At 37.1% G+C, this 24,763-nt stretch carries 23 protein-coding genes, 1 pseudogene and 1 riboswitch; of the genes and pseudogenes, 6 read left to right on the forward strand and 18 right to left on the reverse strand.

What is annotated here, in order from left to right; translation table 11 throughout:
• The first annotated feature begins 99 nt into the window (after positions 1-99).
• On the forward strand, positions 100-336 hold the full coding sequence (locus HMPREF2603_RS06000; protein WP_002480514.1) for a glutaredoxin family protein: 237 nt from the start codon (positions 100-102) through the stop codon (positions 334-336).
• A 335-nt stretch (positions 337-671) separates the two neighbouring features.
• Here the strand turns inward: HMPREF2603_RS06000 and ptsP are convergent, their stop codons facing one another.
• From ptsP to auxA, 5 genes and pseudogenes are all read right to left on the reverse strand, one after another.
• Positions 672-2,393 (reverse strand): phosphoenolpyruvate--protein phosphotransferase, encoded by a 1,722-nt coding sequence (ptsP, locus tag HMPREF2603_RS06005; protein ID WP_023015945.1) that lies wholly within the window; start codon positions 2,391-2,393, stop codon positions 672-674.
• Between the two features lies 1 nt (position 2,394).
• Positions 2,395-2,661 (reverse strand): phosphocarrier protein HPr, encoded by a 267-nt coding sequence (locus HMPREF2603_RS06010; RefSeq protein WP_002480512.1) that lies wholly within the window; start codon positions 2,659-2,661, stop codon positions 2,395-2,397.
• A gap of 167 nt (positions 2,662-2,828) precedes the next feature.
• Positions 2,829-3,371: a hypothetical protein gene (locus HMPREF2603_RS06015; protein WP_002480511.1), complete on the reverse strand. Its 543-nt coding sequence runs from the start codon at positions 3,369-3,371 to the stop codon at positions 2,829-2,831.
• Positions 3,361-4,574 (reverse strand): annotated as a pseudogene (locus tag HMPREF2603_RS06020) (class I SAM-dependent rRNA methyltransferase). The gene HMPREF2603_RS06015 and the pseudogene HMPREF2603_RS06020 overlap by 11 nt, the downstream one beginning before the upstream one ends.
• A 111-nt stretch (positions 4,575-4,685) precedes the next feature.
• Complete coding sequence (auxA, locus tag HMPREF2603_RS06025; protein WP_060803902.1) at positions 4,686-5,999, reverse strand: lipoteichoic acid stability factor AuxA; 1,314 nt, start codon at positions 5,997-5,999, stop codon at positions 4,686-4,688.
• Between the two features lie 234 nt (positions 6,000-6,233).
• A riboswitch (TPP riboswitch) is annotated at positions 6,234-6,336 on the forward strand.
• A 105-nt stretch (positions 6,337-6,441) separates the two neighbouring features.
• On the opposite strand from auxA, the gene HMPREF2603_RS06030 reads away from it, so the two are divergent.
• The 4 genes from HMPREF2603_RS06030 to HMPREF2603_RS06045 all read left to right on the forward strand — a co-directional run bounded on the left by HMPREF2603_RS06030 (position 6,442) and on the right by HMPREF2603_RS06045 (position 9,686).
• The gene (locus HMPREF2603_RS06030) at positions 6,442-7,017 is read left to right on the forward strand and encodes an ECF transporter S component (protein WP_002480508.1); all 576 of its coding nucleotides are present in this window, start codon (positions 6,442-6,444) and stop codon (positions 7,015-7,017) included.
• Positions 7,018-7,029: 12 nt separating this feature from the next.
• Complete coding sequence (locus tag HMPREF2603_RS06035) at positions 7,030-8,439, forward strand: ABC transporter ATP-binding protein (RefSeq protein ID WP_060803901.1); 1,410 nt, start codon at positions 7,030-7,032, stop codon at positions 8,437-8,439.
• Positions 8,432-9,226 carry an energy-coupling factor transporter transmembrane component T family protein gene (locus HMPREF2603_RS06040; protein ID WP_002480506.1) on the forward strand — a complete coding sequence of 265 codons (795 nt, stop codon included), beginning with the start codon at positions 8,432-8,434 and terminating at the stop codon, positions 9,224-9,226. The genes HMPREF2603_RS06035 and HMPREF2603_RS06040 overlap by 8 nt, the downstream gene beginning before the upstream one ends.
• Before the next feature lie 235 nt (positions 9,227-9,461).
• Positions 9,462-9,686, forward strand: coding sequence for a hypothetical protein (locus tag HMPREF2603_RS06045; protein ID WP_002480505.1), 225 nt, complete (start codon positions 9,462-9,464; stop codon positions 9,684-9,686).
• A gap of 156 nt (positions 9,687-9,842) precedes the next feature.
• Here the strand turns inward: HMPREF2603_RS06045 and purD are convergent, their stop codons facing one another.
• From purD to purE, 11 genes are read right to left on the reverse strand one after another with little or no spacing between them, the layout of a single operon-like run.
• The gene (gene purD, locus HMPREF2603_RS06050) at positions 9,843-11,090 is read right to left on the reverse strand and encodes a phosphoribosylamine--glycine ligase (RefSeq protein ID WP_060803900.1); all 1,248 of its coding nucleotides are present in this window, start codon (positions 11,088-11,090) and stop codon (positions 9,843-9,845) included.
• Between the two features lie 24 nt (positions 11,091-11,114).
• Positions 11,115-12,593 (reverse strand): bifunctional phosphoribosylaminoimidazolecarboxamide formyltransferase/IMP cyclohydrolase, encoded by a 1,479-nt coding sequence (purH, locus tag HMPREF2603_RS06055; protein WP_060803899.1) that lies wholly within the window; start codon positions 12,591-12,593, stop codon positions 11,115-11,117.
• A gap of 17 nt (positions 12,594-12,610) precedes the next feature.
• A complete protein-coding gene (gene purN / locus HMPREF2603_RS06060) occupies positions 12,611-13,177 on the reverse strand; it encodes a phosphoribosylglycinamide formyltransferase (protein WP_023015953.1) in 567 nt (188 codons plus the stop codon).
• Entirely contained in the window at positions 13,174-14,214 is a 1,041-nt protein-coding gene (gene purM, locus HMPREF2603_RS06065) for a phosphoribosylformylglycinamidine cyclo-ligase (RefSeq protein WP_060803898.1), read from the reverse strand. The genes purN and purM overlap by 4 nt, the downstream gene beginning before the upstream one ends.
• Positions 14,215-14,218: 4 nt before the next feature.
• The gene (gene purF / locus HMPREF2603_RS06070; protein WP_002480500.1) at positions 14,219-15,640 is read right to left on the reverse strand and encodes an amidophosphoribosyltransferase; all 1,422 of its coding nucleotides are present in this window, start codon (positions 15,638-15,640) and stop codon (positions 14,219-14,221) included.
• The gene (gene purL / locus HMPREF2603_RS06075; protein WP_060803896.1) at positions 15,619-17,808 is read right to left on the reverse strand and encodes a phosphoribosylformylglycinamidine synthase subunit PurL; all 2,190 of its coding nucleotides are present in this window, start codon (positions 17,806-17,808) and stop codon (positions 15,619-15,621) included. Before purL ends, purF begins: the two co-directional genes overlap by 22 nt.
• Positions 17,801-18,472: a phosphoribosylformylglycinamidine synthase subunit PurQ gene (purQ, locus tag HMPREF2603_RS06080; protein ID WP_060803895.1), complete on the reverse strand. Its 672-nt coding sequence runs from the start codon at positions 18,470-18,472 to the stop codon at positions 17,801-17,803. The genes purL and purQ overlap by 8 nt, the downstream gene beginning before the upstream one ends.
• Positions 18,472-18,732 carry a phosphoribosylformylglycinamidine synthase subunit PurS gene (purS, locus tag HMPREF2603_RS06085; protein ID WP_002480497.1) on the reverse strand — a complete coding sequence of 87 codons (261 nt, stop codon included), beginning with the start codon at positions 18,730-18,732 and terminating at the stop codon, positions 18,472-18,474. The genes purQ and purS overlap by 1 nt, the downstream gene beginning before the upstream one ends.
• Positions 18,732-19,436: a phosphoribosylaminoimidazolesuccinocarboxamide synthase gene (gene purC / locus HMPREF2603_RS06090; RefSeq protein WP_002480496.1), complete on the reverse strand. Its 705-nt coding sequence runs from the start codon at positions 19,434-19,436 to the stop codon at positions 18,732-18,734. The genes purS and purC overlap by 1 nt, the downstream gene beginning before the upstream one ends.
• Positions 19,436-20,563, reverse strand: coding sequence for a 5-(carboxyamino)imidazole ribonucleotide synthase (gene purK, locus HMPREF2603_RS06095; protein WP_002480495.1), 1,128 nt, complete (start codon positions 20,561-20,563; stop codon positions 19,436-19,438). The genes purC and purK overlap by 1 nt, the downstream gene beginning before the upstream one ends.
• Positions 20,550-21,032, reverse strand: a complete 483-nt coding sequence (purE, locus tag HMPREF2603_RS06100) for a 5-(carboxyamino)imidazole ribonucleotide mutase (protein WP_002480494.1) — start codon at positions 21,030-21,032, stop codon at positions 20,550-20,552. The genes purK and purE overlap by 14 nt, the downstream gene beginning before the upstream one ends.
• A gap of 208 nt (positions 21,033-21,240) precedes the next feature.
• Here purE and folD point away from each other — a divergent pair, with 208 nt between their 5' ends.
• Positions 21,241-22,101 carry a bifunctional methylenetetrahydrofolate dehydrogenase/methenyltetrahydrofolate cyclohydrolase FolD gene (gene folD / locus HMPREF2603_RS06105; protein ID WP_002480493.1) on the forward strand — a complete coding sequence of 287 codons (861 nt, stop codon included), beginning with the start codon at positions 21,241-21,243 and terminating at the stop codon, positions 22,099-22,101.
• A gap of 138 nt (positions 22,102-22,239) precedes the next feature.
• On the opposite strand, the gene HMPREF2603_RS06110 is transcribed toward folD, so the two are convergent.
• Positions 22,240-23,316 (reverse strand): M42 family metallopeptidase, encoded by a 1,077-nt coding sequence (locus tag HMPREF2603_RS06110; protein WP_060803894.1) that lies wholly within the window; start codon positions 23,314-23,316, stop codon positions 22,240-22,242.
• 160 nt (positions 23,317-23,476) lie between these two features.
• The gene (locus HMPREF2603_RS06115) at positions 23,477-24,625 is read right to left on the reverse strand and encodes a globin domain-containing protein (protein WP_002480491.1); all 1,149 of its coding nucleotides are present in this window, start codon (positions 24,623-24,625) and stop codon (positions 23,477-23,479) included.
• Positions 24,626-24,763 lie beyond the last annotated feature (138 nt).

Below are 24,763 nucleotides of genomic sequence, written 5' to 3' on the forward strand. Positions count from 1 at the left end.
AAAAAAACTTGGAACATTCAAATATAGGCGATTGGCTTGATTTTTAATCGTTCCTTTAATACAGTAAACACATCAATAAAATGTAAAGGAAGATAAAACATGCCGAATGTAGTCATTTATACACAAAACGACTGTCCACCTTGTCAGTTTGTGAAAAATTATCTCGATCATCATCACATTGCATACACTGAGAAAAATATTTCAAACTCACAATACCGCAATGAAATGATAGATTTCGATGCATTTTCAACGCCATTTATCTTAATCGGTGACACACCTATGTATCAAGTGGACATAGATAAAATCAACACATTACTCGATATCGATAAAGACTGACTTAAAAATGAATGCACTCTATTTTAAATTACCTTTAAGGTAAATGATTCAAACAATTATGCTGTAATCTGCGTTCATAGACACAGTACCTTATATGTTACGCTCTCATATGCTAGTTTACAATTATTCTAATCAAGATTTTCATAATATTTATACAGAATTTAAATCTTTGTCACAAATTTGTAAAACACACAGTATATACCTCGCAATTAAATTCTTTGTAAGTTGATTACATTACTCGAATAATAAGTAAATGTTTGTACACTAATAAAACCGCGATGAAAATGAATTGGACATTCATTTCATCACGGTTTTTATTAATATTTTATCAATGATTATGCATGTTTCGTATAGTCTTCTACTAAAGCAACAACTTCTTCTGATGTTGCACAGTTCACTGCTTTCGCTGCTAAGTCTTTCATTTGCGCTTCGCTTAAGTTTCTGATTAAACGACGTGCTTTAAGGATTGAAGTTGCACTCATAGAGAACTCATCTAATCCAAGACCTAACAATAATGGAATTGCAGTTTGGTCTCCGGCCATTTCGCCGCACATACCTGTCCATTTACCTTCAGCATGAGACGCTTCGATAACACGTTGTACCAAGCGTAAAATAGCTGGGTTATATGGTTGGTATAAATAAGACACACGTTCTGACATACGGTCAGCTGCCATTGTATATTGGATTAAGTCATTTGTTCCGATACTGAAGAAGTCTACTTCTTTCGCAAAGACATCAGCAAGTGCTGCTGTCGATGGAATTTCAACCATGATACCGACTTCGATATCATCTGAAACTTCAACACCTTCATTTTTAAGGTTTTGACGTTCTTCTTCTAATAATGCTTTCGCATCACGGAATTCTTGAATTGTCGCAACCATTGGGAACATAATGTTTAATTTTCCGTATACTGAAGCACGTAATAACGCGCGTAATTGCGGACGGAAAATTTCTGGTTGTGCTAAGCACAAGCGGATTGCACGATAACCTAAGAATGGGTTCATTTCTTCAGGTAAGTCTAAATAAGGTAATTCTTTGTCTCCACCGATATCTAATGTACGAACAACCACACGTTTGCCTTTCATTGCTTCAAGAACTGCTTTGTATGCCTCAAATTGTTCGTCTTCAGTCGGCATTTGATCTCTACCCATATATAGGAACTCAGTACGGTATAATCCGATACCTTCTGCACCATTTTCAACTACACCAGGTAAATCGTTTGGTGTACCGATGTTTGCAGCTAATTCTACATGATGACCATCTTCTGTTACAGATTCAGCATCACGTAATTTTTGTAATTCTTGTTTATCTTTGAAGAAGTTATCACGTTTTTCTTGATATTGTGCTACAACTTCGTCACTTGGGTTAACAATAACATCACCTGTCATACCATCAACAATAATGATGTCGCCCGCTTCAACTTCCTCAGTAATCGTTTTAGTACCAACGACTGCTGGGATTTCTAAAGAACGGCTCATAATTGCAGAGTGAGATGTTCTGCCTCCAATGTTTGTCACAAATCCTTGCACATATTGTTTGTTCAACTGTGCAGTATCTGAAGGTGTCAAGTCATTCCCGATAATAACGACACTTTCATCAATGATACTTGGGTTTGGTAAATCCACACCTAAGATGTGTGCTAATACACGTTTAGAAACGTCGCGAATATCCGCTGCACGTTCTGCCATGTATTCGTTGTCCATTGATTCAAATATTGTGATAAATTGATTTGAAACATCTGTTAACGCTTGAGCAGCATTAACGTTTTCATTTTTAATTTTTTCTTCAATAGGTTGGATAAGTTCTGGATCTTCAAGCACTAATAAATGTGCATCGAAGATAGCCGCTTTATCTGCGCCTAATTGTTGTTCGGCATTGTTTCTGATTTTAGTCAATTCAACTTTTGATGTGTTAAGTGCGCCGTTAAATTTAGCAACTTCAGCCTCTGTATCAGTCACTGTTCCGTTATCAAACGATAGGTCAGGTTCTACTAATAGATAGGCTTTTGCGATTGCGACACCATCAGATGCCGCAATCCCTCTAATATTTTTAGTCATATTAGTTAGTTAAACCTTCTTTAGATAAAACGTCAGTGATAGCTTGAATTGCATCAGCTTCGTCGCTTCCGTCAGCATAGATAGTAATGTCAGCATCTTTACCTACGCCTAAGCTCATAACACCCATAATTGATTTTAAGTTGACTTTTTTACCGTTATATTCAAGTTGAATATCTGAATCAAATTTTGAAGCTGTTTGTACAAGCATTGTAGCTGGACGAGCATGAATACCTGTTTCGTCGATGATAGTGTATGATTGTTGTTCCATAATAATCTTTCTCCTTCGCATCCATTAATTGGTGAGTGACTCACCTGAACATTATTACACCTTAACATTACCAAAATATGACGCTAAATTCAATTTGTTTAATCCATACAGGGCAATGAATTTAGCGTTTTTGTGAAAATATGCACAATTTAATTGACAACTCGGTTTTAAATTAATTTTTTGGCAACGTTTTCACATTTATCGATGTGCTCGTCACCTAATTTTTTCATGAAATAATAACTGATTGATGCTGCGATCGCTTGACCGACAACCGGGAACCATCTTGTTTGTTTCGCAGCTGTACGTTTAGCAACATCTTTAACGACCATTTTCAAGATACCTTTTGAAACCGTACGTCCGATGAATTGACTGCCTTGGATTGATGCTGCGACTAATACACGTTCTTTTAAATCATCACTCATACGGTTCACTTCTTTATGATCTAAACCGTAAATTTTATTAATATCTTCTATAATATCTTTCATCAGCTTTAAATCGACCCCAAAATCTAATCCTGGAATCGGAATGACACTTGCTGAAGATGACAATAATGCTTTCTTTCTTACTAATTCTTCAGCGCGTTCACGTCTTTTTGCTAAATCCTTTTTATTCTTCGGTAAACGCCCTTTACCTACGACCGGATCAATTTTCAACATTTTATTTCCAATTTTGTCTGTAGATTTTTTTATGAATTTATCTTTAATCCCCATAATAGTCCTCCTCGATTATTACTTCTTCCACTTTTTCTGATACCCGAACAAAGACTACTTTTAAATATTTTGATGGTTTATAGTGCGGATGTGTTTTAAAATCTTTCGGAAGTCCCATTGCTTCTAAAATTTCAAAATCTACATCTTGTGCATCAAGCGTTCTCTTAATCATGTTTTTAAACGCTTTTGAAGTTAACGCACTTGAGTTTGTACTTAAAATTAAAGTACCTCCATCATTTAAAACAGGTAAAGCTTCTTCAATCAACTTATGATAGTCTTTTTGAACCGTAAAGACTTTCTTTTTATTACGCGCAAAACTTGGCGGATCAATAACAATCGTGTCATAAGCCTTATTGTGTCTTGCCGCATAATGATAGAAGTCAAACGTATCCATGACATAAATATATTGTGTTTTCGGGTCAATACCATTTACCCCAAAATTCTCCTCTGTCAAACCTCTAGAACGATTTGCAAGGTCGACACTAGTCGTTTCTGCTGCTGTTTGTGCTGCAATGACAGAGAATGCCCCTGTATAACTAAATAAATTCAAAACACTGCGGTCAGGTGCATAAACATCACGTAATTTTTTACGCACTTCTTTTTGGTCTAAGAAAATTCCTGTATCGGTCCATCATCTAAATCAACATTATAGAACGTAAAGTTTTCTTCAATAACAATTGGGAATTCCGGTGCTTCCCCTGTTACGAAACCACTAGATACTTCACTGTCTTTAAAACGTGTCTTCTCAAAAATTGAAGTATAAGGAAAAACAGCTTGAACAGCTTCTAAAATATCAGTTCTGAACTTATAAATCCCTTTTGAATACCATTGGATTAATAAATGACGATCGTAGTAATCAATTGTTAAACCGCCGACACCATCTCCTTCTGCATTAAACAATCTGAATGCATTTGTACCATCGATATCAAAGTAGTATTGACGATAATCTAAAGCTTCTTCAAATAGTGCTTCAAAAAATTCTTGATTAATTTCTTCTTCAGCATCATAGCTTAAGACCCAACCTAATCCTTTATGTTGACGCCCAACGTATGCTGTCGCAATGTATCGGCCATCATCAGTCACAATATGAAAAATATCACCATCTTCTAAATGACTATGTTCATAAATATCTTCTTCATCCACTAATGGATACTGATTTAAATACTTTTGTTCTTTACCTTTATTTAATACTGCTGTCTTCATATTATTATTCCGCCTTCTATGTGTAGTTACTTTTATCTTAACGTATCAGACGCTTCCTTTCTAAAAAGAACGTCTCAAATCCATTAAAAAAGCCGAGGAAACTTAAGTCCCTCAGCTTTTGTGTGTTTCTTCTTTAGCTGGCGTACGTAATTGAATAATAAATGCAATCGTAATCGCCACAAGCATAATAAATAAAATCGGTGTAATAAAAATGGATAATAATAATCCATGAATCATAATATTGACAAATTCTGTCAACAATTTAAAGAATAAAATACTCACCATAAACAACTGCGCATAATACAATTTACCGCGTAAGAAATGCGTCAATGTTGTAATGATATAAGCGATAATCACAAGCAACAATAAGAAGAGTGTGATCCACTCGATTACATATGATGTTTGTGATAATTCCCAATCACCTGACATAAACAAGCCATTACGGTTGTTTAATTCTAGTAAGGTAAATAGGAATAAAATCGCACCGCAAATCAATTCAACGATACCCGGTTTAATCCATTTTGGACGACGCATCCAAGTTGGGAAATCGTCTTCTTGCAGATTGACTTTATCTTTAACTGCTTTTTTGAAACTATCTCGTTTTCTTCTGATTTTCTCTAAATCAATACTTCTGCGTGTTCTGTATGTCAATTCTTGTGTACGTTCTTGAATTTCACGCAGCTGTTCTTTCGTTTGGCTAATTGTGCCGTTCTTGTCTGTACGTGAACACAACATTTCTTCGCCTAATTCTGCTTTAGTTAGCGGTAATGATCTTCTAAGGAATAAGAAATTCCAAATAGACATTTGACCTAAACACCACATGACAACGAAGAATGCATTGACACTTAAAATATCAATTAACGCAATTTCATGACTTTCGATTCTGCCATATAACGAAATTTGAGAAATTAAATAACTGATTCCGTACGTACAGATAATCCATAGATAGTGCTCTTTTTGGTGCGCACTGTTCAACTCATCCTTGTACACAATGTATCCGATATGCACAATAAACGGAACCACGAATACAATCGCAAAGAAGCCGTAAACTTGTGTCATAAAGACGATTGTGATGAGGAAGAAAAAGATTCCTATTATAAGGAAGAAAATTGAGATATCATAATCATATTTTGTAGTCATAAATAATAAATAGCCAATCCATAGCAATGCAACACCGAACAAGATAATCAAGATGGCGCTGACCACTGGGAAATGACCAATAAATTGACTCATAATCCGTATTATTTCAACAAAGAAAGCATTGATGAAATCCCACACATTATTAATATGTATGTCAACCTTGCTCCCCTTCGCAAGTTTATGGATAAATGATAGATTGAGTAATACAATGATTCCAATGAAAAGTGAAACAATGCCAATAATCAAACTATAAATGATTTCAGCGTGCTTCTTTATATACGACATGTTTTTCACCTCATAGTTATTATATATGAACAATTCCATTGTGTCTTTAAAAATTAAAGTAAATCATTCTATGGTAGTATATTAGACTCAGACGCTATGCTCAATCCTAAATACACAATTTAACGTAATCTTAATGTGAACTTGCCTTTTTCATACCCGTTCTCTCTGGCTTAAATCTAAAATCACCTTGACAGAACCTATGAAAAAGCATACATTTAGTATAAATCTAATAAAGAAATACACTAGGGGTGTTTCGAACTGAGATGAAGCACAAAGCTTCAAACCCTTCGAACCTGATCTAGCTGAGACTAGCGTAGGAAAGTGTAAAGAATGAACTGGTTTAGGATTTCAGGGTAGAACCAGGGTATTCTGATGCTTATTTTCACGCTGCTTGCTAGACAAGTTTGCGTGTTTTTTTGTTTATATAGGAGGAATTGACATTATGTCTAAAGGACTTAAGCTTTCAGATATCTTAGTTACTGTGTTAATCGCAGTTATCTTTGCTATCATTTACAACATTTGGAACTTAGTGTATAAAGCCATGCAAGTGACTGGCTTACACTTAGAAGAATTATCTTACGGTATGTGGTTTGCAGCTGCTGTTGTTGCTTACTTAATCATTCCGAAAGCCGGTATTGCACTGTTAGCTGAATTCGCTGCTGGTGCTGGGGAAACAATTGTTATGGGACGCTTTGATATTGCGACAATTGTTTACGGCTTACTACAAGGTTTAGCGTGTGAAATTATTTTTGCGATTTTCCGTTATAAATCACGCAAATTAATGGTAGCAGTGCTCGCTGGTTTAGCAGCCGCATTAGTTACTTTCCCTATCGACTTCTACTATGGTTATTTAGGTGAAGTTGCTGGATGGAACTTATTCTTATATGTATTCTTCCGTTGTATCAGCGGGATTGTACTTGCTGGGATTTTCCCATATTATCTTGTCAAAGCTCTGGATCAGACTGGGGTTACAAAATTATTCCGCCCTGCTTCCAAAAAGGATTATGACAATTTGTAAGGAGACATAAACGTGTTACTTGCTCAAAATTTACGACTTAAATATCCAAATGCACCAGATAAAATATTTGATGGTTTAGATATAGAAATACCTGATAAACAAAAGGTCTTATTACTCGGCCCTTCAGGCTGCGGTAAAAGTACCTTACTCAATGTATTAAGCGGCATTGTGCCGAACCTAATCGAGCTTCCAATGAAATATGACGCATTGGAAGTCGATTTAAATTGCGGCGTCATCTTCCAAGACCCAGACACACAATTTTGTATGCCGAAGGTTTATGAAGAACTCGCATTTGTGTTAGAAAATAAACAAGTGCCGAGAAAAGAGATGGACGCTTTAATTCAACAAGCATTAGCATCGGTCGACTTAGACGTTGGTCCTAAACAAACGGTTCAACAATTAAGCGGCGGTATGAAACAAAAATTAGCAATTGCTGAAACAGTGCTTCAAGAAGCAGATACATTATTCTTGGATGAACCGACTGCCATGTTAGATGTGGATGCGACAGAAGATTTATGGAATCAAATTAAAGACATGTGGCAAGAACAAACTGTCTTGATTGTAGAACATAAAGTGGAACACATTTGGGAACATGTGGATCGTGTTATTTTAATGAATCATCAAGGAGAAATCATCGCGGATGATACGCCTCAAGTGATTTTACACCAACACGAAGACTTGTTGACTGAATATGGAGTATGGCATCCAAAGGCTTGGGACCATGCACCTAAAGCTGAATTATTACCAAATAAAGACATAACGTCACGCTTCAAATATGAAAATGGCGAAGTCATACGTGGTAAGAAAACACTCATTCAAGTACCTGAACTCACAATCGGCGATGGTGAATGGATTACCATCACAGGTAAAAACGGTGCGGGTAAAACCACTTTACTTGAGTCTATGATGCAATTGATTAAATATCGCGGAGAGATGTCTTATGATGGGCAACCGCTTCATAAAATTAAAGAAGCAGCACAGCATATGTATCTGGTTTATCAAAATCCAGAACTGCAATTCATTACGAATTCTGTCTATGAGGAAATCTTCATCAACTTCAGCGGCGAAAGCGCAAAAGCTGAAACTGAAAAATTGATTGAATTATTGAATTTAGAAGCAGTTCGTGATCAACATCCCTTCGAATTATCAATGGGTCAAAAACGACGTTTAAGTGTTGCGACTGCTTTAAGTTCACGTGCTGATATTATTTTACTTGATGAACCAACATTTGGTTTAGACAGTCACAACACGTTTAATTTATTAAATCTTTTCCAACAGCGTGTTGCACAAGGTCAAACGATTATTATGGTTACGCATGACCCACATATCATTGAACGTTATCCGACAAAACGTATCGAATTACGTGACCACATGTTATGTGAAGATGTGCTATTTGAAATGGAAGGTGAAACAAATGTATGAAGCATGGAAAAAGTATTTCACCTTCGTAGATGAAGTTAATATTATCACGAAACTTGGTTTAGGTATTTTCTTATTCTTCTTTGTGATTTTCATTCACAACTTTGATGTGATGATTTACCTAACCGCTTTGATGTTTTTATTCTTACTGATTTTCGGCGGTATGAAATTGAAGGTCACTGCCCTATTCGTACTTTACACTGTGATATTCAGTATTATCTCAGCACTCTTTATGATTTTCTACGGAGATGGTACACATACCCTATTTAAATTAGGCTTTATTCATATCACAACTGAAAGTTTAGTGAGAGGACTGCATTTATCTATGCGTACGGATACCGTCACATTCTTCGGTATTGTGATGGCCTTTACGTCTCAAATTGTGATGATCTTCTACAGCCTGATGCAGCACTTGCGTGTAAAACCAAAAGTAGCCTATGCGTTTATGGCTGCCATCCGTATGGTACCGTTGATTATCAGTTCATTCATTCAACTACGTAAATCATTGAAGATGCGTTATCGTATGGTGGATAAATCAAATTATCGCGGTTTCAAGCGTGTGAAACATTTAATTATTCCGTTGTTAAGTCAAAATATACGAAAAGCACATCAACTTTCGGTTGCTATGGAGAAAAAAGGATTTAAAGATGGTAAAAGAACGTATTATTACTACGCACCATTTAGTTATCGCGACATCTTATTTATCTTATTATTCGCGGCGATATTAATTATTTCTGTAATGTTAGCTCATTATTTACCAATTACAGGAATTACTGACGTACGTGGTTGACACAAGCATTTATAGTTCTTAAAATTTTTATCGGGCTGTGGTTGTCGAGCTGCAGCCCAACCAATATTTACATTTTCATTCATCCATATTTTTCCCAGCAGTGAACGGTCACCGATTCAACCGTTTACTGCTTATTTTTATTTAACAAATATTATCGTTTAATTAAGTCAAAAGTCATATACATGTTATAATTGATATAATCAGATTCACACAGAAAGATTGGGGGCAAAATTTCATGAAAAAACGCAATGATGCATACGAAAAAGGCTATCAACAAGCCGTCAAAGAAATTGAAACCATGTCAAAACTAAAAAATAAAAAGCGCCGTTTAAAACGTTACATTAAGAGCCGTAAACGTTCTTGGCGTTTCCATCAATTATTCAAGAGACGCAGCTCTCGCTACGTTTCTGGATATAAACAAGCTTATATTGATATGGCGAAATCATTGCCTGAAGAGTAAGGAAGTTCTGCTTCCTTGCTTTTTTATTTTGTCCCTACAATTTCATAATTAGAAGATACACGACTTAACAATAATTTATTCAAGTATTTTTCTGCATACCAAAAAACAGCCATTACACAATGTACAGCTGTTTTTGTATGAATCTATTCTTTTAAATTACGCTTCATGTTTGATTGCTTTATCACTGATGTCACGACGATAGAATAAACCTTCACTATCAATGGCATCTGCTTTTTTATAAGCATTTGCTTTGGCTTCTTTAACTGTTTTGCCTTCACCGATCACTAAGATAACACGGCCGCCAGAAGTAACGTAATCGTCGCCTTCTTTTTTCAGACCGCTGACAAATGTAAGTCCATCTAAATCAAAGCCACTGACTTTCACACCTTTTTCATATGAGCCAGGATAGCCTTTAGACGCTAACATCACGCCTACAACAGCTTCGTCTTTCCATTTGTATTCAATCGGTTTACGTGCTTCTAGGTCTAAAATGTGCTGCATTAAGTCGCTTTCCATACGTGTTAAAAGCACTTGTGCTTCAGGATCTCCGAAACGTGCATTAAACTCGATAACTTTCGGACCTTCTTCAGTTAAGATTGCGCCAATATAAAGCACGCCAAAGAATGGATAGCCTTCTTCTTGCATTGCTTTCGCAACCGGTTGCGCAATTTCATCATTTGTACGTTTTAGTACATCTTCTGAAATATGAGGCACTGGGCAATACGCACCCATACCGCCTGTATTTGGTCCTTTATCGTCATCATACGCACGTTTATGGTCTTGTGCAATCGTATCGAAAGGTACAGCATAATCGCCATTCACAAAGGTCATGACAGAGTATTCTTCGCCTTCTAAGAATTCTTCGAATACAATTTTGCCTTGTTCTTCAGGATACAGTGTTTCGACTGCTTCTTTCGCTTCATCACGTGTCATCGCGATTATAACACCTTTACCTGCGGCAAGACCGTCTTTTTTCAAGACAACAGGAATCTTGCAATCTTCTACATATTTTAATGCATCAGATTTAGAATCCACTTCTACATATTCTGCAGTTGGGATGTCATATTTTTCCATAATACGTTTCGCAAATGATTTTGAACCTTCAATTTGTGCTGCTTTCGCACCAGGACCGAAAACTTTAACACCTGCGTCACGTAATTTGTCGCCTAACCCTTCAGTTAAAGGTTGTTCTGGACCGATGACTGCCCATTCAACTTCATGATCTACCGCAAATTTTACAATGTCATCATGTGCAGTTTCAGCAATTTCACCGTGCACTTCAGCGACAGTTTCCATTGCTGCATTTCCAGGAATTGCATACACTTGGTCAACAAGTTCAGATTGATTTAATTTGTGCGCAAGGACATGTTCACGTCCTCCGCCTCCGATTACTAATACTTTCATCTTTAGCATTTTCCTCCTGAATGATTAATGTTTGAAGTGACGTACGCCAGTCATTACCATCGCAATGCCGTGTTTGTCTGCCATATCAATAGAATCTTGGTCTTTAATAGAACCACCTGGTTGGATGATCGCTTTGATACCTGCTTTTGCAGCTAATTCTACTGTGTCATCCATTGGGAAGAAACCATCTGAAACTAATGCTACATTGTCATTAATTTCAATTGCACGTTCAATCGCAATTTCTGCAGAACCGACACGGTTCATTTGACCTGCACCGATACCTACAGTTTGATGGTCATTACTTAAGATGACAGCGTTACTTTTAACAGCTGCTACAACTTTCCAACCTAATTCCATTGCTTGCCATTGTTCTTCTGTCGGTTCAACTTTAGTCACAACTTTCATGTCATCACGTGAAATTGTTTTTGTATCTTTATCTTGAACTAAATAGCCACCTGATACAGATACAAATTCTTGTTCATCGTGATCCACTGCCATATCTACTTCTAATAAGCGAATGTTTTTCTTTTGAGTTAAGATTTCAAGCGCTTCATCTGTAAATGAAGGTGCAATCACTACTTCTAAGAAGATTGAATGTAATTTTTCAGCAAGTTCTTTTGAAACTGGACGGTTAACCGCAACAATACCGCCGAAGATAGATTGGCTATCTGCTTCATACGCATTTTGATATGCTTCTTCAATTGATTCGCCAACACCAACACCACATGGGTTCATATGTTTAACCGCTACTGCAGCTGGTTCTTCGAATTTTTTAACTAATGCTAATGTCGCATCAGCATCTTTAATGTTGTTAAAGCTTAATTGTTTCCCGTGTAATTGTTTAGCGCCTGCAATCGTATTGTTCGCATCTGATGTACGTACAAAGTAAGCAGTTTGTTGAGGGTTTTCACCATAACGTAATTGTTCTTTATTTTCTTTGAAGAAATTCACAATCGCATTATCGTAATCATTTGTATGTTCAAATACTTTAATCATTAATGATTTACGGAACGCTTCGTCTAATGTATTATTTTTAAGGTGTTCAATGACTGCGTCATAGTCAGCAGGATCTACCACAGTTGTCACATGCTTGAAGTTTTTCGCAGCTGCACGTAACATTGTCGGACCACCGATATCAATGTTTTCAATCGCATCCATTTCAGTTACGTCAGGGTTTGCGACAGTTTCTTTAAATGGATAAAGGTTCACGACAACCATGTCGATAAGATCGATGCCTTTTTCTTTTAATTGTTGTAAATGTTCAGGTTTATCGCGATCAGCTAAAATACCGCCATGTACTGCTGGGTGTAATGTTTTTACACGGCCATCCATGATTTCATCAAATTTCGTTAAATCAGAAACTGATTTTACAGGAACACCCGCTTCATCTAATGCACGCTTTGTGCCGCCTGTAGAATACAACTCATAGTCTAATTCAACTAATGACTTCGCGAAGTCTACAATGCCAGTTTTGTCTGATACACTTAAAATTACTTTTTTCATGTTAGAAATTGCCCCTCTTATCGAATAATTTTTGCGATGACTCTAGGATAAAGTTCATATTCTAAATTTTTAATACGTTCTTCTAGTTGTGCTTTTGTATCATCTGGATAGATGTCGCATTGACTTTGTTCAATGATTTCACCTGTATCCATGCCACTGTCTACATAATGAACAGTAGAACCTGTCACTTTATCTCCACTTTCAAAGGCTTGACCAATTGCGTCAATGCCTTTGTATTTCGGTAATAAAGCCGGATGAATGTTTAAAATACGGCCTTCATACGCATTCAATAAATCTGGACCGATTAAACGCATATAGCCTGCAAGTATAATCCATTCCACTTCTTCTTCTTTTAACAATTCTAATAAACGTTGTTCATAATCACTTTTAGAATCAAAAGTTTTAGGAAGTGTCACATGGACAGGAATGTTTAATTTCTCTGCACGTTCAATCGCGAATGCATCGTCGTGATCAACATAAAGCGCTGTGATTTCAATATTATCTAATCTGCCGTCTTGAACTCGTTGTGCAATATTTTCAAAGTTGCTGCCAGAACCTGACGCAAAGATGGCTACTTTAGTCACGCTTTAACCCCCGTTAACTCGATAGGTTCTTCTTTACCTTCAACGATTTTACCGATTTTGAACGCTTCAACATTTTGACCTTTTAAGATATCTAATGTTTTATCTGCGTCCGCTTCATCTACAACTAATGTGAAACCAATACCCATGTTGAAGATATTGTACATCTCTTCAGTTGCGATTTTGCCTGCTTCTTGTAACCAATCGAATACTTTAGGTGTATTGAATGATTGAACGTCAATTTCAGCAGTGACACCTTCAGGTAAAGCACGTGGAATATTCTCATAGAAACCGCCGCCTGTGATATGTGTCATCGCATGCAATTTCACTTGTTCTTTCACAGCTAATACAGGTTTAACATATAAACGAGTCGGTTCTAAGAAAGTGTCTAAATACGTACGACCATTATCGAATTCAGCATTTAAATCAACACCTGATTCTTTAATTAAATGACGTACTAAGCTGTAACCGTTAGAGTGAATACCGCTTGAAGCTAAACCAATAATTACTTGTCCTGGTTTAACTGTTGAACCATCGATGTATTCATCTTTTTCAACTGCGCCCACTGCGAAACCAGCTAAATCGTATTCACCTTCGTGGTACATTTCGCCCATTTCAGCAGTTTCACCGCCGATTAAAGCTGTATTTGTTTCTTCACAACCATCGCTGACACCTTTAACAATTTGTTCGATGACTTCAGGTACAACTTTGTTTGTTGCGATATAGTCAAGGAAATAAAGCGGCTCTGCACCTGTTGTTAAAATATCGTTGACACACATAGCCACTGCATCGATACCGATTGTGTCATGTTTGTTGTGATCAATCGCAAGTTTCAACTTAGTACCTACACCGTCTGTACCAGAAACTAAGACAGGTTTTTGCATGTTTAATTGTGATAAATCAAACGCTGCACCGAATCCTCCTAGTCCACCTAGTACTTCTTTACGCATTGTACGTTGCACATGGCTCTTCATTCGCTCAACTGCTTCATATCCAGCATGAATATCCACACCGGCATTTTTATAAGAATCTGCTGCCACAGCTTTACACTCCTCTTCTTTTCAGTTCTTTAACTTCTGGTAATTGATGATCTACAATTTCAATTGGATAATTGCCTGTAAAGCAAGCGTCACACTCGCCTTTTGAGTCAAATTCTTTAAACACTTCATGCATGCCTTCTACAGATAAATACGTAAGTGAGTCTGCACCAATCATGTCTTTGATTTCATCGACACTATGTTGTGCTGCCATTAATTCTGCATGTGTAGACACATCGATACCGTAATAACATGGATCGACTAATGGTGGTGATGAAATACCCATATGCACTTCTTTCGCACCAGCAGATTTTAATGCTTTCACAATGTATTTACTTGTCGTACCACGCACAATAGAGTCATCAATGACAACGACACGTTTGCCTTCAATGACGTCTCTGATCGGCGCATGTTTCATACGTACTTGTTTTTCACGAACGCTTTGGTCTGGTGTGATAAACGTACGGCCGATATAACGGTTTTTCAATAAACCTTGTTCGTTTGGAATACCTGAGTATTCAGAGAAGCCTTTTGCTGCTTGTAATGATGAATCTGGTACACCGATAACAATATCAGCGTCAATACCCATCTCACTTGCTAGCTTCTTACCTAAAGCTTTACGCACATTATAGATAGAGTGTTTATGGAACTCTGAATCTGGACGTGCAAAGTATACATATTCCATTGAACACATATTATGGTGAATTTGGTTCGTGTACGTATCATAATCTATGTCATGGTCACCGCTGAATGTAATTAATTCACCTGGTTCGATGTCACGAATATATGTTGCACCGATTGCTTGGAACGCACATGTTTCACTTGCGACACAATACGCACCATCTACTTCACCTAACATGAGTGGACGTACACCATTGTTATCTCTAACCGCAGCAAGTTGATTAGTATTCAGCATGACACAGCTGAATGCACCTTTAACTTGATTCAATGCTGCTTTTTGGTTTGATTTAATGCTTGGAGATTTGCCTCTGATTAATAAATGCGCTAATACTTCTGAATCACTTGTTGTTTGGAAGACGCTGCCTTCAGATTCTAAAGCCTTACGAATTTGAACAGCATTCGTTAAGTTACCATTATGCGCAAGTCCTAAATCACCTTTTGAATGCTTGAACAAGAAAGGTTGAACATTGGCGATTTCACTGGCACCTGTTGTCGCATAGCGTACATGTCCAATCGCATGTTGGAATCCTTGTAAAGATTCTAATTGCGCGTCTGAAATAGCTTCAGTTAATAAACCCATGCCGCGTGCCCCAAACAGCGATTCGCCGTTTGAGCACACGATCCCAGCACCTTCTTGACCACGGTGCTGCAGACTATGCAACGCCATATAAGTTAAAGTTGCTGCATGGGGGTGATTCCAAATTCCAAAGACTCCACATTCTTCGTTTAATCCGCGGATGTCATACATTGAGGAATTGCTCCTTCCCAAATTTCGTTTAACGTCGACACGTTTTCTTCTACAGTTGTTTGACCGTTTGTAACTTTGAACTTGTCATCCTCAGTGATAGTTCCGATTTCTTGTGCATTAGGAATATCTAATGATTGTCCTGCTTTAACTGCAACAATGTAACGACCTTGTGATTCACTGAATAATTGTGCATCAGTCACGTCTAATGTTGCATCTACACCTAAACCGTAGTGTGCACTGATTCGTGCTAACGAAATCAATAAGCCGCCTTTACCGACAGTTTGTACATGAGACGCTTTGCCGCTTCTGATTGCTTCTTTGATTTGTTCGCCTTTTTCAACTTCATTTGATAAGTCAAGTGCTTCTGATTCATGGTTGACTTTACCATATAATAATTTTTCGATTTGGCTGCCGCCGAAGTCATCGCGTGTTTCACCAACAACATACAATTTATCGCCTGCATGTGGGTGGAAATCATTTAAGTAATCGATGTCTTCAATTAAGCCGACCATACCTACTACAGGTGTTGGGAAGATAGAAGTACCTTTTGTTTCGTTATAAAGTGAAACGTTACCTGAAACAACTGGTGTTTTCAGAACTTCACATGCTTCTGCCATACCTTTTGTAGAATCAGTTAATTGTTGATAGATTTCTTTTTTCTCTGGTGAACCGTAGTTTAAGCAGTCTGTCATTGCTAATGGTGTTGCACCTACAGCAATTAAGTTGCGGTATGCTTCAGCAACGACCATTTTACCGCCTTCGTATGGTTGGTTGAATACATAACGTGCTTCGCCATCGATTGTAGAAGCGATTGCTTTGTTTGTACCTTCAACACGTACTACAGATGCTTGTAAACCAGATTTAACAACTGTGTTTGCACCAACTTGTTGGTCATATTGTTCGTATAAATAACGTTTTGACGCAATTGTCGGATGTGCTAATAATTTATGGAATACATCTTTAACATCTACATTGCTGTAGTCGTTTTTAGATGTGTTATATTCTTTTGCTTCACCTTCTAAAATATATACAGGTGATTCATCTGCTAATGGTTGTACTGGGATGTCTGCATAAACTTCATCATCATAAGTTAATACGAAACGATCTGTATCCGTAACTTCACCGATAACAGCACTATCTAATTCACGTCTGTCAAATAAGTCTAAGAATTTTTGTTCCGTACCTTTTTCAACAACAAGCAACATACGTTCTTGTGTTTCAGAAAGCATCATTTCGTATGGAGAGATTCCTTCTTCACGTACAGGTACTTTTTCTAACTGCATGTGTAAACCACTGCCGCCTTTAGCTGCCATTTCTGAAGAAGATGATGTTAAACCAGCTGCACCCATATCTTGGATACCGACTAATTCTGGGTAAGTGATTGCTTCAAGTGTTGCTTCCATCAATTTTTTACCTACAAATGGGTCACCGATTTGTACTGATGGGCGTTTGCTTTCACTTTCTTCACTTAATTCTTCAGATGCGAAAGTTGCACCATGGATACCGTCACGGCCTGTTTTTAAACCAACGTAAATGACTGAGTTGCCGACACCTTTAGCTGTACCTTTTTGAATTTTATCGTGATCAATGATACCTACGCACATTGCGTTAACTAATGGGTTACCATCATAGCGCTCATCGAATTCGATTTCACCTGCTGTAGTTGAGATACCGATACAGTTACCGTATCCGCCGATACCTGCTACAACACCACGTAATAATGTACGGTTTTGGATTTCATCTAATTCACCGAAACGTAAACTGTTTAATAAGTTGATTGGACGTGCACCGATTGATACGATGTCACGAATAATACCGCCGACACCTGTTGCTGCACCTTGGTAAGGTTCAATCGCAGATGGGTGGTTATGTGATTCAACTTTGAATACAACCGCTTGGTTATCACCGATATCTACAACACCAGCACCTTCACCAGGTCCCATTAAGACATGTTCGCCTGTTGTAGGGAATTGTTTCAAGAATGGTTTTGAGTGTTTGTATGAGCAGTGTTCACTCCACATTACAGAGAAAATACCAATTTCAGTAAAGTTTGGTTGACGACCTAAAATTTCGACAACTTTATCATATTCAGCGTCTGTTAATCCCATATCACGGTATAAATGTTCTGATTTAATTTCTTCGATACTTGGTTCAATAAACTTAGGCATTTTGTTCCCTCCAACTATTTACCATTGACTCAAATAATTTCACGCCATCGTCTGTTCCTAAAATTGATTCTAATGCACGTTCTGGGTGAGGCATCATGCCGCACACATTACCTTTTTCGTTAACAATACCAGCAATATCGTGGTAAGAACCATTTGGATTATCTTTATATTTCAAGATAATTTGATTATTATCTTCTAATTCTTTGTACATATCTTTTGTACAGTAGTAGCTGCCTTCACCATGAGCTACTGGGTATACTACTGTTTCACCTTCAGCATATGCTTTTGTGAATGGTGTGTTGTTATTTACAACTTCTAATGATTCGTTACGGCTCACAAATAAATGTGAACTGTTGTATAATAACGCACCTGGTAATAAACCGATTTCTGTTAAGATTTGGAATCCGTTACATACACCTAATACTGGTTTGCCTTCATCTGCAAAACGTTTCACTTCTTTGATAACTGGTGCAACACTCGCCATCGCACCTGAACGTAAGTAGTCACCAAATGAGAAACCGCCAGGGATTAACACCCCATCAAATCCTTCTAATGATGTCTCACGATAATCAACATACTCTGCGTCTACGCCTGTTTTCAAAGCTGCGTTCAACATATCTCTGTCACAGTTTGATCCAGGGAATACAAGTACTGCGAATTTCATTATGCATTCTCCTTTTCGTCAACTACTTTATAGCTGTACTCTTCAATGACTGTGTTCGCAAATAATTTTTCACTTAAAGTTGTAACGATATTATGAACCGCTTCATCTGTTGCTTCGTCCACTGTCATGTAAAGTAATTTACCTACACGGATATCATTCACTTGGTTATAGCCTAAGTCATGTACGGCACGGTTAAGTGCTTGTCCTTGTGTATCTAATACCTGTGGTTGTAATGTGATGTGCAATTCGATAGTTTTCATTATTTAAGATCCTCCAGTTTATTTAAGAAAGTTTGATAAGTCTCGATAATTGAACCGCGGTCTTCACGGTATACGTCTTTGTCAAAATTAGTGTCACTGTCTTTTTCCCAAATACGACAAGTATCTGGTGAAATTTCATCTGCTAAAAGAATTTGACCATCTTTTGTACGGCCGAATTCTACTTTAAAGTCAATCAAACGTAAGTTGATACTATCAAGCAATTCAACTAACGCTTTATTAACGCCTAATACCATTTCTTTCAATTGTGCAATTTCTTCAGTTGTTGCGATGTTTAATAATCTTACATGGTCATCTGTCACTAAAGGGTCATTTAAAGCATCATTTTTATAGAAGAATTCTACAAGTGGTGTTTCAAATTTTTGTCCTTTTTCAAAACCTAAGCGTCTTGTGATAGAACCTGCCGCAATATTACGTACGACCACTTCTAACGGAATGATTTCTACAGATTGAACAAGTTGTTCAGTCTCAGACGTTTGTTTGATAAAGTGGCTTTTGATTCCTTTTTCTTTAAGGTGTTCAAACAAGATTGAAGTGATTTTATTATTTAAGCGGCCTTTACCGTCAATATGGTCTTTTTTCGCACCATTGCCGGCAGTCACTTCATCTTTGTATTCCACGCGTAATACGCCGTCTTCATCTGTTGAGAAAATTCGTTTTGCTTTACCTTCGTATAATAATGACATTATTTTGCTCCTCCTCTAAAGGTTGCCAACATGTCTTGTTCAGTTTTATCAATGTCATCAGTTAAAACTGTCATGTGACCCATTTTTCGTGCTGGTTTTCTAGATGCTTTGCCATAAATATGAACATGCCATTCAGGATGATCGCCGAATTCATCTTCAAGTAAATCTAAATCCTTACCAAGCAAATTCATCATGACAGCTGGTTTTAAAATTTCAATGCGTTCTGGTAATTTTTGACCCGTAACCGCTAAGATGTGTGTATCAAATTGTGAGAAGTCACAAGCTTCAATAGAATAATGACCAGAATTGTGAGGTCTTGGTGCAATTTCGTTTACATATAAGTTGTTATCTTTATCAATAAAGAACTCTACTGTAAATGTACCCACAAAATGCACTTTTTCTTTAATTTTATCTACTTCTGCACGTGCTTCTGCTTCTTTATCAGAACGTGCGGGTACGATTGTTTTAAATAAAATTTGGTGACGATGTTCGTTTTCTTGTAATGGGAAATAAACGATTTGACCGCCATTTCCAATTGTCACAGTTAATGACACTTCTTTATAAAGGTCTAAGAATTTTTCTGCTACACATTCTTGTACTTTGATTAATGATTCGGCCTCTGCTAAATCTTCTTCTGAACGTACTAGCACTTGACCTTTACCGTCATAACCGCCGAAACGTGTTTTCACCATAAATGGATAACCTAATTTTTCAACAGCATGCTCTAAATCTTCAGCATTTGTGATTTGTGCATACGGAACGATTTTCGTACCTGCTGATTCTAATGTTTGTTTTTCAGTTAAACGGTCTTGTAATAAATGGATGGCTTGATAGCCTTGAGGAACATTAAATTCTTTTGTGAGTGTTTCTAATTGATCTGCAGCAATGTTTTCAAATTCATATGTTACAACATCAGAAGCTTCACCAAGTTGTCTTAATGCATCTAGGTCATCATAAGCTGCATTAATAAATTCGTGTGCTACATATTGACACGGTGCTTCTTTGTCTGGATCTAAGACGATGACTCTAAAGCCCATTTTTTGAGCAGATTGTGCCATCATTTTGCCAAGTTGTCCGCCGCCAATAATACCGACAGTTGATCCAAACTTTAATTTACTGAAGTTCACTTTGCATCTCTCCTACTTTATCTACTAGTGATTGCTGATAAGCTTCTAATTTCTCTTTCACTTCATCGCTTTGAATACTTAAGATTCTCGCTGCAAGGATTCCAGCATTTTTCGCACCTGCTTTACCAATTGCAGTAGTTGCAACTGGAATTCCGCCAGGCATTTGGACGATTGAAAGTAATGAATCTAAACCTTTCAAACTCTTAGATTCAATCGGAACGCCGATTACTGGTAATGTCGTCATTGAAGCAACCATACCAGGCAAGTGTGCTGCACCGCCTGCGCCTGCAATAATAACGTCATAACCGTTCAATCTTGCTTCTGTCGCAAAATCAAACATCAGTTTTGGTGTACGATGTGCTGAAACGACTTTCTTATCGTACGGGATTCCAAATTGATCTAACATCTGACAACTTTCTGACATCATATCCCAGTCAGATGAGCTGCCCATAATAACTGCCACTTTCAAATTGAACACCCTTTCAATTATTTGAAATTTTAATCTAGTAAGTTGTATATTACAGATATAGCATAACAAATCAAGTCATGCTTTTTCAATCAAAAATCGAACTTTCTCATGAAAATTCAATTAAAATTCCGGATTTTCATGTAAAATAGTTGTATTACACTTCAAAACACTAATGAAAGTTCGAAAAATTATTAGGAGGAATTTACACATGGTTGCAAAAATTTTAGATGGCAAACAAATTGCTAAAGATTATCGTCAAGGATTGCAAGATCAAGTTGAAGCGTTGAAAAAAGAGGGCTATACGCCGAAACTATCAGTTATTCTTGTAGGTAACGATGGCGCAAGCATGAGCTATGTAAGATCAAAAAAGAAAGCTGCTGAAAAAATCGGCATGATTTCTGAAATTGTTCATTTAGAAGAAACAGCTTCAGAAGAAGAAGTATTAAATGAATTAGAACGTTTAAACAACGATGACTCTGTCAGCGGTATCTTGGTTCAAGTACCTCTTCCAAAACAAGTCAGCGAACAAAAAGTTCTAGAAACTATCAACCCAGCAAAAGACGTTGACGGTTTCAACCCAGCAAACATCGGTAAATTGTATATTGATGAACAAACATTCGTACCTTGTACACCACTAGGTATTATGGAATTATTGAAAAATGCGGATATTGATTTAGAAGGTAAAGAAGCAGTTGTTATTGGACGTTCTCATATCGTTGGACAACCTGTTTCAAAACTATTATTACAACAAAATGCGACAGTGACTATCTTACACTCTCGTTCAAAAGACATGAGCAAACATCTTAAAAATGCAGACGTTATTGTCAGCGCTGTAGGTCGTCCAGGTTTAGTCACAAAAGACGACGTTAAAGAAGGCGCAGTTGTCATTGATGTGGGTAACACACCAGATGAAAACGGCAAACTTAAAGGTGACGTTGAATATGATGAAGTAAAAGAAATTGCTGGCGCAATCACACCAGTTCCAGGTGGCGTTGGCCCAATGACAATTACAATGGTGTTAAACAATACGTTATTAGCTGAAAAAATGCGTAGAGGTTTAGATAAATAAAATCTTAACTTTTCAGTAAAGGTACATTGAGGGGTACCTAAAGAAAAGAGCGGTCGGCTTGCTTTCATGTTGAAGCAAGTACCAACCGCTCTTTTTTATTTATAATCATTTGCGCGAAATAGACGATTGAAAAATTGTTTACCAAATAATTTGTTCGATTGTTTCGTCGTCTAGTGATTTAGCGATTTCTGTCACTAATTGTACAGCGTTCAAGTAGTCTTGTTTATGCATAACAGAAACATTTGAATGCATGTAACGAAGCGGAACACCCACAACGATTGAAGGAATACCTTCATGTGCTAAATGGATACTGCCTGCATCTGTGCCGCCGCCTGGCGTTGTATCCCATTGGATTTCAATACCTTTGTCTTGTGCTACTTTTTTCACGTGCTTTCTAAATCCAGAATGACCGATTGCTGTCGCGTCCATAAGTACGACTAATGGTCCTTTGCCAAGTTCAGCTTCATGATCACCGCCGCCCATTCCTGGTGTATCATAAGCAATGCCGACATCCACTGCAATAGCTAAATCTGGTTTGATTTTATTCGCCGCAACTTTCGCACCACGTAAACCAACTTCTTCTTGAACAGTTGCACCTGATACTAAGTTAACATTGATTGCGTCGTCTTTTAGATTGTTTAAAGTATCTACAGCAAGTGCACAGCCGAAGCGATTATCAAACGCTTTTGCTGTTAAGTAGTTCTCATCACCTAATACTTCGAACTCAGAGTATGGTGTTACCATGTCACCGATATCAATACCAAGTTTTTCAGCTTCTTCTTTTGAAGCTACACCTACATCAATAAACATATCCTTGATATCAATTGGTGTTTTACGTTGTTCAGGCGTTAAGACATGTGGAGGTTTAGAACCGATGATCCCTCTGATCTCTTTGTCATCATCTGTTGTTACAGTTACTTTTTGAGATAACATTACTTGGTTCCACCAACCACCTACAGGTGTGAATTTCAAATAACCTTTGTCGTCGATTTTAGTCACCATAAATCCAACTTCATCTAAATGACCGGCAAGCATTAAAGTTTTTGAACCTTTCTCTGCTTTTTTCTTTCCGAAGATGCCACCTAAATTATCTTCAACCAGTTCATCTGAAACAGGTTTCAAATAATCTTTCATCAGTTGTTTTACTTTGTATTCGTGACCGGCAATTCCGTTCACGTCTGTTAAGTCCTTTAATAATTTAACTGTTTTATCCATGAATATGTCCCCCTTCTTTTCTTATCATCATATCAATATTCAAGACGTGTGAACACTTTTTATGCTCGATTCATGAACCAAACAAAAAGGAGCTGTCCCTTCCGAAAATTCGGAATGAACAGCTCCTTCTCTATCATTCAGATTATTATTTCAGTAAAAATTAAACGTCTACGCTTAAACGTGGAATGAATGTTTCGAAATGAATTTGTGATTTGTCTAAACCTAATTCATATAATTCATTGACGATTGATTTCAAGAATGAAATACCGCCACATACATAAACTTCTGTATCTTCTGTAACATATTGTTTTAAATCTTCTTGAGTGATGTAGCCATTTGATTTGCGATCATGGATTTCATAAGTCACATTATCATTTTCTGCTGCATCGTTAGATAAACGTTGTGAGAATGGTACATCATTAACATCAGTTGTATTGTGAATGAATTGAATGTTCGGTACACCGACTTCAATTGCTTTTTCATACATTGACACTAATGGTGTTACACCAATACCTGATGCTAAGAATAACTGGTTTTTGTCAGTGTTATGCAATCTGAATGCACCTACTGGCGCAGTTAAGTTGATATCATCTCCAACTTTCACTTCGTCATGCAAGATAGTTGAAACTTCACCTTCACTGTCTTCAGAAACATCACGTTTAACTGCGAATGTTAACGTATCTTCGTCTCCGCCAACGATTGAATAGTGACGTTTTGCTCTGTATGGTAATTTATCACTTGAAACATCAACTGTAATATATTGACCTGCTTCAAAGTTGCGTAAATCATATTTATCTGATGAAACTGTAAATGCTTTAATATCTGAAGCGACATTTTCAATGTTTGTAACTGTGAATGGTTGGAAACCATCCCATAACATTTCAGCATACATGTCTTTCTCTACTTGAATGAATACATCTGCAATTTCCCAGTATGCGTTAATCCAAGCTTGAATCACTGGATCTTCTTCTTTTAAATCTAAAACGTGCATAATTGCTGCGATTAAATTTTCACCAACAATTTTGTAACCTGATTCAGGTACTTGTAATGCAACGTGTTTGTAAGCAATCTCTTTAACTACAGGCATAATTGCACCTAACTGTTCAATGTTTGCTGCTGCAGCTAAGACTGTTTGAGCTAAGGCTGTGGATTGCAAACCTTTTTTCTGGTTAGTTTGGTTGAACATGTTGCGTAACTCTGGGTGTTCATTGAACATTCTATTGTAGAAGAATGACGTAATTTCCACACCTTTTTCTTGAAGAACTGGTACTGTTTGTTTAATAATATCCATATCTTTTTCAGATAACATTTAACTTCACTCCCTCTTCGACTCAATTTCATCATAATACGAATATGACGAAATTAAAACAATTAAGAACCTAGTTCACATAATAGACAATTTTATTTCATATTTCTTCATATTCTTTTCACAATTAAGTATAAACAA

Source organism: Staphylococcus sp. HMSC055C03 (genome assembly GCF_001809385.1).
In the GTDB taxonomy this organism is placed as follows: Bacteria; Bacillota; Bacilli; order Staphylococcales; family Staphylococcaceae; genus Staphylococcus; species Staphylococcus simulans.

What these genes read in the sequence shown, in the direction of transcription:
- HMPREF2603_RS06000 (WP_002480514.1), top strand. Translation starts at nt 100, where the DNA reads ATGCCGAATGTAGTCATTTATACACAAAACGACTGTCCACCTTGTCAG.
- ptsP (WP_023015945.1), bottom strand. Translation starts at nt 2,393, where the DNA reads ATGACTAAAAATATTAGAGGGATTGCGGCATCTGATGGTGTCGCAATC.
- HMPREF2603_RS06010 (WP_002480512.1), bottom strand. Translation starts at nt 2,661, where the DNA reads ATGGAACAACAATCATACACTATCATCGACGAAACAGGTATTCATGCT.
- HMPREF2603_RS06015 (WP_002480511.1), bottom strand. Translation starts at nt 3,371, where the DNA reads ATGGGGATTAAAGATAAATTCATAAAAAAATCTACAGACAAAATTGGA.
- auxA (WP_060803902.1), bottom strand. Translation starts at nt 5,999, where the DNA reads ATGTCGTATATAAAGAAGCACGCTGAAATCATTTATAGTTTGATTATT.
- HMPREF2603_RS06030 (WP_002480508.1), top strand. Translation starts at nt 6,442, where the DNA reads ATGTCTAAAGGACTTAAGCTTTCAGATATCTTAGTTACTGTGTTAATC.
- HMPREF2603_RS06040 (WP_002480506.1), top strand. Translation starts at nt 8,432, where the DNA reads ATGTATGAAGCATGGAAAAAGTATTTCACCTTCGTAGATGAAGTTAAT.
- HMPREF2603_RS06045 (WP_002480505.1), top strand. Translation starts at nt 9,462, where the DNA reads ATGAAAAAACGCAATGATGCATACGAAAAAGGCTATCAACAAGCCGTC.
- purD (WP_060803900.1), bottom strand. Translation starts at nt 11,090, where the DNA reads ATGAAAGTATTAGTAATCGGAGGCGGAGGACGTGAACATGTCCTTGCG.
- purH (WP_060803899.1), bottom strand. Translation starts at nt 12,593, where the DNA reads ATGAAAAAAGTAATTTTAAGTGTATCAGACAAAACTGGCATTGTAGAC.
- purF (WP_002480500.1), bottom strand. Translation starts at nt 15,640, where the DNA reads ATGTATGACATCCGCGGATTAAACGAAGAATGTGGAGTCTTTGGAATT.
- purL (WP_060803896.1), bottom strand. Translation starts at nt 17,808, where the DNA reads ATGCCTAAGTTTATTGAACCAAGTATCGAAGAAATTAAATCAGAACAT.
- purQ (WP_060803895.1), bottom strand. Translation starts at nt 18,472, where the DNA reads ATGAAATTCGCAGTACTTGTATTCCCTGGATCAAACTGTGACAGAGAT.
- purS (WP_002480497.1), bottom strand. Translation starts at nt 18,732, where the DNA reads ATGAAAACTATCGAATTGCACATCACATTACAACCACAGGTATTAGAT.
- purC (WP_002480496.1), bottom strand. Translation starts at nt 19,436, where the DNA reads ATGTCATTATTATACGAAGGTAAAGCAAAACGAATTTTCTCAACAGAT.
- folD (WP_002480493.1), top strand. Translation starts at nt 21,241, where the DNA reads ATGGTTGCAAAAATTTTAGATGGCAAACAAATTGCTAAAGATTATCGT.
- HMPREF2603_RS06110 (WP_060803894.1), bottom strand. Translation starts at nt 23,316, where the DNA reads ATGGATAAAACAGTTAAATTATTAAAGGACTTAACAGACGTGAACGGA.
- HMPREF2603_RS06115 (WP_002480491.1), bottom strand. Translation starts at nt 24,625, where the DNA reads ATGTTATCTGAAAAAGATATGGATATTATTAAACAAACAGTACCAGTT.